Annotated in this window: 9 protein-coding genes; 4 read left to right on the forward strand and 5 right to left on the reverse strand. The window is 50.6% G+C overall.

Translation table 11 applies throughout. The features are described from left to right. From V3U24_07655 to V3U24_07675, 5 genes are all read right to left on the reverse strand, one after another. The coding region (locus tag V3U24_07655) for a CHASE2 domain-containing protein (protein ID MEE9167316.1) at window positions 1-576 on the reverse strand (576 nt) is incomplete at its 3' end. A gap of 94 nt (window positions 577-670) precedes the next feature. Next, window positions 671-1,429 carry a FecR family protein gene (locus V3U24_07660; protein ID MEE9167317.1) on the reverse strand — a complete coding sequence of 253 codons (759 nt, stop codon included), beginning with the start codon at window positions 1,427-1,429 and terminating at the stop codon, window positions 671-673. Window positions 1,430-1,596: 167 nt separating this feature from the next. Next, window positions 1,597-2,271, reverse strand: coding sequence for a TlpA disulfide reductase family protein (locus V3U24_07665; protein ID MEE9167318.1), 675 nt, complete (start codon window positions 2,269-2,271; stop codon window positions 1,597-1,599). Between the two features lie 72 nt (window positions 2,272-2,343). Further along, window positions 2,344-3,249, reverse strand: a complete 906-nt coding sequence (locus V3U24_07670) for a hypothetical protein (protein MEE9167319.1) — start codon at window positions 3,247-3,249, stop codon at window positions 2,344-2,346. A gap of 16 nt (window positions 3,250-3,265) precedes the next feature. Beyond that, window positions 3,266-4,381: a hypothetical protein gene (locus V3U24_07675; GenBank protein ID MEE9167320.1), complete on the reverse strand. Its 1,116-nt coding sequence runs from the start codon at window positions 4,379-4,381 to the stop codon at window positions 3,266-3,268. A gap of 174 nt (window positions 4,382-4,555) precedes the next feature. On the opposite strand from V3U24_07675, the gene V3U24_07680 reads away from it, so the two are divergent. From V3U24_07680 to V3U24_07695, 4 genes are all read left to right on the forward strand, one after another. Next, window positions 4,556-5,689, forward strand: coding sequence for an S-layer homology domain-containing protein (locus V3U24_07680; protein ID MEE9167321.1), 1,134 nt, complete (start codon window positions 4,556-4,558; stop codon window positions 5,687-5,689). A 645-nt stretch (window positions 5,690-6,334) separates the two neighbouring features. After that, window positions 6,335-7,447 (forward strand): N-acetyltransferase, encoded by a 1,113-nt coding sequence (locus V3U24_07685; GenBank protein ID MEE9167322.1) that lies wholly within the window; start codon window positions 6,335-6,337, stop codon window positions 7,445-7,447. 34 nt (window positions 7,448-7,481) lie between these two features. Further along, entirely contained in the window at window positions 7,482-7,949 is a 468-nt protein-coding gene (locus V3U24_07690; GenBank protein ID MEE9167323.1) for a four helix bundle protein, read from the forward strand. A gap of 51 nt (window positions 7,950-8,000) precedes the next feature. Beyond that, window positions 8,001-8,368, forward strand: a 368-nt coding sequence (locus V3U24_07695) for an NAD-dependent epimerase/dehydratase family protein (protein MEE9167324.1), incomplete at its 3' end; no start/stop codon positions are given.

The following is an 8,368-nucleotide window of genomic DNA, read 5'->3' on the forward strand; positions in this document are numbered from 1 at the left end:
AATATGGTCTGACGGGTCATATCCTTCCGGTTCTGACTCCATGGCATAGGCAAACATCAACGAATCCGCCTCTTCAAACACCACGGCATGATAGACCCTCCCACTCTCTTGCGTAGACGTGACAAACCGGGCGGGATCGTGGGAAACCAGGTACTGTTCTGCCGCCTGGTAAAGGTTCTCGTCACCAGGAGAACTCTCCCGTACCAGGGCACTTATGAGATCAAAATCGTAGGAATTCTCCGGATCGAAGATAATATCAAAAATGAGCGCTTTCGGATTCCCCGAAGACACCACATCGATAAGCTGGCCATGGTACGCGTATGGCCAATCCCTAAATTTTCCCAGGATCTCCATGGAGTTCTGCTCAATGTCGATCATGACAACATCCTCAATGGAGGCTTCCTCAACCCCCGCAACTTTTCCCTTCATCCGGGCGTCATAAGAGCGAAATTCATATCCGTCCAGCATCGATTTCAGAAAAAATCCTTCGATCTCCGTTCCCCAGCCCACCAGAAGACCCACCACCAGACCGATGAAAGCAGCAATTCCAATCCTCTTTAAGACATTACGCATCATTACTGCGAGTGTTCATGTATTCATGTGTTAAGGTGTTAATGCGTTTGGGTTTCAAATTCCCACTCGAACACTTAAACACTCAAACACTTGAACACTATTCTTGACCATCCAATTCCTGGTTCCACTTGACCCAGTCAAGTTCAGTATCCGCGCCTTTATCGAACTCAAACATGTGATATTTCCCGTCTTTCCGGATGTTGATCTGCATTCCTTCAACAAGTGTGATCCATTCTTCCAGAGTCACCTCATACGGTCCCGCCACCTGCTCAGGTGCCTCCAGTTCCTCAACGGGACCCAACTTGAACCTGGGTGCACCTCCTTTGGGAACCTGATCCTCTCTCATCTCCTGGACGTTCTGCGCCCAGTTCACATCCACTTCGCCATCGTAGACCAGCACAGAACTTTCCTCCTCGCCCGCGTTCACCCGGTATTTTGTTCCACGAATAGCCGCCACCGCAGTGGGCGTACGGATGGTTACATTCTTCTTTTCTCCGAAAGCGGCTCTGGCACTCACCCAGATCTTTCCTTTGTTAAGATTCGCATTGAAGTCCTTCTGGAGAGGCTTCACGTTCGCCTCGTTCAGTTCCAGTTCGGAACTCTCACCCATCCGGACCTTGGCCCCGCCAGTGAGTGTTATCTCAGCCCTCGACTTCGCCTTGGTTTGCACAACATCCTTGACAAAAACCGTATGTTTCACTTTCGCCCGCGTCCAGTCTGACTTCCCGGCCTCCCGTACGTTAACTATTCCCAGCGGGAGGGTAATTTTTCCAAACTCCTTTGTGGCGGGACGGAAGGCCACGAGTAAACCCAGAAGAAGAACCATGATTCCAAGTAGACCAAATCTTCCTCTCATATCCCAAATCCTCCTTAGCCTGAATAATTCACCACGTTGAAAATTAAGTTATGAAAACTGGTCCCATTATGCACGAATTAATCAAAATAAAAGCCGCCCAAACCCGGGCGGCCGATCATAGATGTTTCTGAAAAACCGGAACAGATTGTGGTCACCGCATTGAGCTGCTACTCTTCCTCCTGAAGTTCTTCCACCAGCAGGGAATCAATCATCACGGCCAGTTCTCCTTCAAAATCCTCCCCTTCATGAAATCCTCTCTTGGTGAGTCTGATTTTCCGGAGCTTGTCTATCACAAACAGCCTGGGAAGTGTGGTCACTCCATAGCTTTTCTTCACCATCCCGTAAACATCCTGCAGGATGGGAATAGTAATTCCCTTCTTTTCAAGAAAAGGGCCCGCCTGGGGGGAGTCTTCATATACCTCCACGGTGCGAGTCGCCTCCGTGATATCAATTAAGAAAAACCTCACGTCCTCCCCCTCATATTTTTCGTACAGGTTCTGAAGGTGAGGCAATTCCTTCATACACGGTTGACACCAGGTGGCAAAAAAGCTCACCAGAACCACGTGGCGAACGGGCTGAGACGCCGGCCGGGAGAGAGTGACTCCTGACCACTTGGTTAGCAACTCATAGCCCCCGTCCATTGCCAGAAGGGCGAACCTGGGAGCCTCATCCCCGGGCTTCAGTCCGAGGTCTTCCACTGCTTCCTCCCCGGTCTGGGGCACTCCCACTTCTTCCTGCTCACTTTTCTGCACGGTATCCTGCTCCACCCATGGATCGGCCGCAAGAAGCCATGGTATCATGAAAACAGTGATGGAAGACGCACCGAATTTGATATCCTTCATACTCCTAGTTGACCCCTAATTATGCCGGATCTGGGTGGGCGTCTCGGTTGTAGCATCCGGCAGTTTGGTGAATCAATCGAGCAGAATCATGACTTTGCAGTTGGACAAGAACTGCACGGCCTGGTTCGCATTTTTTATGCGGAAGGCATCACCGTTTGCAACAACCAGGTCCGCCTTGTTTGTCCCCTCGACTCCAATTCCCTTGACCACCAGTGGATTTCCCACCACTCGTGGATCCTGTTGAGCTTTCTCTAAAGTTTTCGAGTAGCCTGCCACACCGAACTTGACAGCGTAATCACGCGTGAAGCTTCCTGGACCATAGACCGGCTGACCGCTCTCATCCAGTATTTTAGGGGACATAGCGGGCCGCACACCCAGTCCCCGGGCATCCACGATGAGACCTGTCACCGTACCAGGTCTGACAGTGGGTGTGGCCACGGTAGCAGGTGCGGAGCCAGGAGCCGGAGCGGAGGCATATCCCGCAGGGGGCAGAACCACGTCCGATATTCCTGACATGTGGACACCCATCTCGATCTCGATGGACGTGTCGCTCAGATAGCGGATGTCATTTGAGTAATCCACCTGGCCATCCCCATTCAAGTCAAGCATCTTGGCACCCTTGACCATCCCTTCTACGCTGGTCTTGATCACGTCGTTTTCAATGGCAGAACCTCTCACCGTCGTCTCCGATGACACCGTTACCGCCATGACCGCTTCCAGAAGATTTCGGAGGCCGTCAATCTTTGCCGCCCGCACCGCAGTAGCTCGCGCCATTCCCGGGTTCTGTGCAAGCGGGCTGATGGCCCCAATCCCCGTGGCCTTCACCCAGCCATTGGAATAATTGATGCCACCGTTATCAACGCTTTGCACCGCGTCATCAGCACCCCATCCCCACTGGGCCGAGACAAAAGTGACAAGTAACAAGTGACAAGTAACAAGGAATAAGGAACGCGTAAGAAAAAAACCCGGCTGTTTCATCTCATCCTCCCAAGAACTATTGTACAACTTCGGCAGAAATTCGATTCCCCGACAATCCCTTGATCTGAAGGCTCACATTCTCCGGTGGAAACTGCATCAGGGCCATCGCCAGATCCTGCGATTTCCCCTCATAAAGGATCTGATACTCGGCAACACCTTCGTTGAATCCTTTATCGAAGGCATTGCGAATGCCCGGTATGATCTGGGACTTCAAATATGAGGCCAGATTCACGTAAGTGGAAAAGTCGACATTGGTTACGACCAGAAATACGTTGATCGCATTGGCCTGTTGCGTACTCCACTTCCGGATCAACTGACCGATAATATCCTGCCCAAGTATACCGGCTGCCTGGTTTACGGCGTTAATGCCAGCGGTAGAGGGAGAAATGTGTGGCTGCTTGCCTCTCGCTTGTGGCACGATAGCAAGGATTTCACCCGTATCGGATCGAACAATCTTTGCATTTATGTCCGCCTGCCCCGAGGTCATGTTGTATATCTGTCCTCCCGATGATATTTTTGCCGTTCCGATCACGACAACTTCCGCTCCCAGTTGACTTGCGATCCCGGCAGCCGCGGTGACATTCCCCACAAGAGCTTGAGCATACTCCTGGTCCCCTCTTAGTGCCTGAACAAGTTGCCGGTCCACTACGTCAAAACCCTTTTCGTAAAACATACTCACGAGCTTCGTCTCCGCGAAATCTGTAGGGGTGTTGTCAATCAGATTCTGCTCCCTGATGAGGAAGACGATCTTGGGCCGGTTCATGGCATTCAGAAGTGTCTGGACAGCCACTTCATCCTGCAAAATCTGATCAAGAATCTCTGTCACTTCCGCTTCAATGGTTACAATCCAGAGACCATCTGGACCCTGGTTTTTGTCAATTACCCTGAATGTTTTTACGAAGCCCTGTGCCTTTGCGAAAATATTGTCCGAAAACAACACTGAATTCTTTACGATAGTCTCAGATGACATCACCGTGCCGATACCCGTCTCCACAGCCGACCGTTTCGCCGATTCGATGGCCGCGTCCTCACTCATCCCCATCCCTTCCGCAGTTATCGTACTGCTCTGCGACAGGAGGAAGGAGGTTACCGAAAAGAGGATTAGAACGACTGCTTTGAGAAATTTGCCCATTGTTTAGTCCCCTTCTGCCTCCCTGTGCTAATGCGTGATCAATATATCTAAATTCCCGTGCAATTTCAATACTTAAGGGACGAGCTGTGACTCATGTCAAACGCTCCGGCAAAGCTATTTCATTTCAGACGATTAGCCGTTATATTCAGGAAACGTCAACCGAGGAGAAGGTCCATGAAAAAAGTAATCCCAACAACCATAATTCTTTTCCTTTTGACCACCTTCTACAACTGCGGTCCGAAGATCCAGCCTCAATCGGAAGTGGACACGCCCGAATATCACTACCGGGCTGGCCTTCGCTACATGGAAGAGGAGAGCTATGGCGATGCCATCGACGCCTTTCAGCGATCGGTGGGTCTGGACAAGAAATTCGCCCCTGGATGGGCGGGCCTGGGCCTGGCCACCGGACTAAACGGAGACCTGAAACTAGGCCGGGATTACATGGACAAAGCTCTGGGCCGCGGGAAGAAGGATCCCAATGTGCACGTCCTGGCAGGACGGCTCTGGATTGAGCACAGAAATGTGGACAAGAAATGGATGAAAAGAGCCAAGAATGAATTTGAAAGAGCCCTGAAACTGGATCGACAACACGAAGCTGCCACCTATTATCTGGGCTACGCTTATCTTCAGAACTTTGAATTCCCCCTGGCCGAAAACGAATTTAGAAAACTCGTGGAACGAAAAGGGGAGTACGCCACACAGGCGGATGAAATGTGGGCGCTCTCCCAGAAGATTGTCCGAGCCCAACCGGGAACCCTCGCAGGCAAGAGAATTGCCCTTCACCCAAAAATCACACGAGCAGACCTCACCGTACTTTTCATTGAGGAACTCAAGCTCCCGGAAATCTTCGAACGATTCTTGCCGCAAGATACGCCCACGTTTCAAACTCCAGGTCAGATGGCCACTCAGGTGAACGCCCCGTTACCCGCCGATGTGCAAGGAACCTGGGCAGAGAAGTGGATCGAAGAGGTGCTGGAACTGGGTGTTCTTGAGCCGAGTCCGGATGGCAATTTCTATCCTGCTGAACCATTGACCCGGGCAGGTTATGCGAAAGCCGTCGCCAGAATCCTTGTGGCGGCTACGCGGGATCCTGACCTTGAGACTCGCTACTTTGGCGAAGATCCATCAAGGTTCGGCGACGTCTCCAGCAGCCACTATGCCTATGCCGCGATGGCCCTCTGCACTGAAAGGGGAATAATGAAGGCGGACCTCGTGACCGGCAGATTCGAACCTGCCGGAACTGTGACCGGAGCCGATGCTCTCCTCATTATCCGGTCCGTTCAGAATTCACTCAGAATGACATTCTGAAGAAGACGCGCCCCTCCCCTCGGGTATGCACAACCTTACTCTGGGTACCAAATCTGTCAGAAGCATGTCGGCCTATCTGCTATGATTATCGCCACTCAGCTCATTAGTTCAATTTGTCCCGTCGCTAGTCCTTGTTTTTTCACTGTCGTTTTCTTTAGAAGAAAACGACGAAAAGAATCGTCGCTGAAGTAATATTCAAGCTGTCTCTCAGTTCGCTCAAGGGATCAATTAAACTCGCCCCGATTGTTATCGGGAATTCAAACAGAAATTGATCTTTTTCCTTTCGCTCACCTCAAGACGCCCAAGCTCGAATATTCCTAATGCGACAAACCAAAAGAAATAAAAGCGGCCTAATTCCTCCGGGCGAAGAAGAATCGGAGGAGTTTTCCGTTAAGAAATAAACCTTGTTTGACCCCGATGAATATCGGGGGAGTTCGGTTTCTTTTAGGAAAACGACGATGGTTCAGCCCAGGAGGAATTCAGCCGGAGTTCTTTTGCAGTACTTTTCTTGCGACCAAGAAAAGTACGAGAAAAACCACGCTCTAGATAACCCCGCAATTTGAACCTCGGTTGAGGGGATGTGGCTGGATCTGAGGTTTCTAGGGTAGTATTGGGATAGGGCAACGAAAAACTCCAGGGGGAGCCGTGCTTACCGTCCAGACCGTAGAAACAAAGTCCCAACTAAAGAAATTTATCAAATTTCCCTGGCGGATCTACAGGAATGATCCCAACTGGGTACCGCCCCTCATCATGGACCGGATGGCATTTCTCGACAGGAAAAAGAACCCCTTCTTCCGTCATTCGGAAGCTCAGCTCCTTCTGGCAGAGCGGGACGGCGAACCGGCGGGCCGCATCGCCGCAGTCCACTACACACGCCATCTGGAAACCTACCAGGATGGGAGGGGATTCTTCGGATTTTTTGAGTGCGTGGACGATCATCAGGTAGCAAGTGCCCTCTTCAACGCGGCTTCCCGGTTTCTGGCCGGAAGAGGACTTACCTGGATTAGAGGTCCCATGAATTTCACCATCAACGACGAAGTGGGCCTGCTGGTGGATGGTTTCAACACACCACCTGTCATTATGATGACCTATAATCCGCCCTATTATGAAGGACTGATAACTCAATACGGTTTCGAAAAGGTACAGGACCTATATGCCTACAAGATCGTGGCCCCCGAGGCAATTCCAAATCGACTTGAAAGAGCCTTCAAGCTTCTGCAAGAAAAGCACGAAATCCGCATACGCAATATTGACATGAAGGATTTCGAGGCCGAAGTGGATCGGATTCATGAGATTCATATGAAAGCGTGGGCAGGTAACTGGGGAGCAGTCCCTCTGACCCGGTCGGAGATCCGAAAGATTGCAAAAGATCTGAAAATGATTATCGATCCGGATCTCGTATTTATGTTAGAGGCCGGGAAGGAACCCGTCGGGGTATCCGTCACCATTCCAGATGTTAACCAGGCCATCAAATATGCCAACGGACGGCTCTTCCCCTTCGGTCTTTTCAAGATTCTCTGGCACAAACGCCGAATCGACGCCGTTCGAGTTCTCATCATGGGAGTTCTAAAAGAATATCGTTTCCGTGCTCTGGATGCCGCCATGTATTACAAGACAATGGAGGTAAGTTTGGAGAAAGGGTACAAGTGGGGAGAAATGTCATGGATACTGGAATCAAATACACCCATGCGAAGGGTCCTGGAACGTGCCGGGGCCCACATCTACAAGACATACCGGGTGTATGACAGAGAGATTTAGCGTAATTCGTAATGCGTAAGAAGAGAGGTGAATTGTGAATTTCGACGATTGGGTCGGAACTGTTCCAAGTGAGATCACTGATGATGCGCTGTGGGGCGTGAAAGCGTACCGAATAAGTCTATTTGCCTCTGAATTAGGATGGAATGATGTTACAAAATTGACGAAAGATCGCCGAACCCTCAACCTTTCAAATCAACTCTACAGGTCACTTGGATCAGTCAGCGCGAACATAGCCGAAGGTTACTCGCGTGGTTCCAAGAAAGATCAGACCCGTTTCTACGAATACTCGCTAGGATCGGCAAGAGAAAGCAGGGATTGGTACTATAAAGGCCGCCATGTCCTCGGAACAGAAATCGCAATTCATCGCATACGTTTTCTCACTCAAATCATTCGGCTTCTTTTGACAACGATCCCTCAGAAGAGAAGTTACAGAGTAAGTGAACCAAACATCGAATGCGAAACAGGCATTGAAGAATTGCTGACGAACATTCCAATACCATGATCACGAATTACGCATCACTTTTCATTTTGAAAAGAAGCGGCTAGACCACCGATGAAATCTCTCGTCACCGGCGCGTCGGGATTCATCGGAAGCCACCTTGTGGAAAGACTGGTGGATGAAGGACACAGGGTAACGGCTCTCGTCCGAAAGACGAGCAGACTCCGGTGGCTTGAGAACGATTCGGTTCAGCTGGTGACAGGGGACATCCGAAATCCTGATTCACTAGTCGGTGCGGTGAAGAATCAGGATCTTATCTTCCACGTGGCAGGTACCATTCGTGCACGAAGGATGAAGGAGTTCGCGGAAACGAATCACGAAGGCAGCCGGAATCTGATCAACACAGTCATCAAGCACAACCCGGGCGTGAAGAAATTTGTCTACGTATCTTCTCTTGCCGCCGGAGGCCCCACTACACCACA

Source organism: Candidatus Neomarinimicrobiota bacterium (assembly GCA_036476315.1).
GTDB lineage: Bacteria > Fidelibacterota > Marinisomatia > Marinisomatales > S15-B10 > JAZGBI01.

Excerpts from the sequence above, each read along its gene's own strand:
- V3U24_07660 (MEE9167317.1), bottom strand. The coding sequence starts at position 1,429 with ATGAGAGGAAGATTTGGTCTACTTGGAATCATGGTTCTTCTTCTGGGT.
- V3U24_07665 (MEE9167318.1), bottom strand. The coding sequence starts at position 2,271 with ATGAAGGATATCAAATTCGGTGCGTCTTCCATCACTGTTTTCATGATA.
- V3U24_07670 (MEE9167319.1), bottom strand. The coding sequence starts at position 3,249 with ATGAAACAGCCGGGTTTTTTTCTTACGCGTTCCTTATTCCTTGTTACT.
- V3U24_07675 (MEE9167320.1), bottom strand. The coding sequence starts at position 4,381 with ATGGGCAAATTTCTCAAAGCAGTCGTTCTAATCCTCTTTTCGGTAACC.
- V3U24_07680 (MEE9167321.1), top strand. The coding sequence starts at position 4,556 with ATGAAAAAAGTAATCCCAACAACCATAATTCTTTTCCTTTTGACCACC.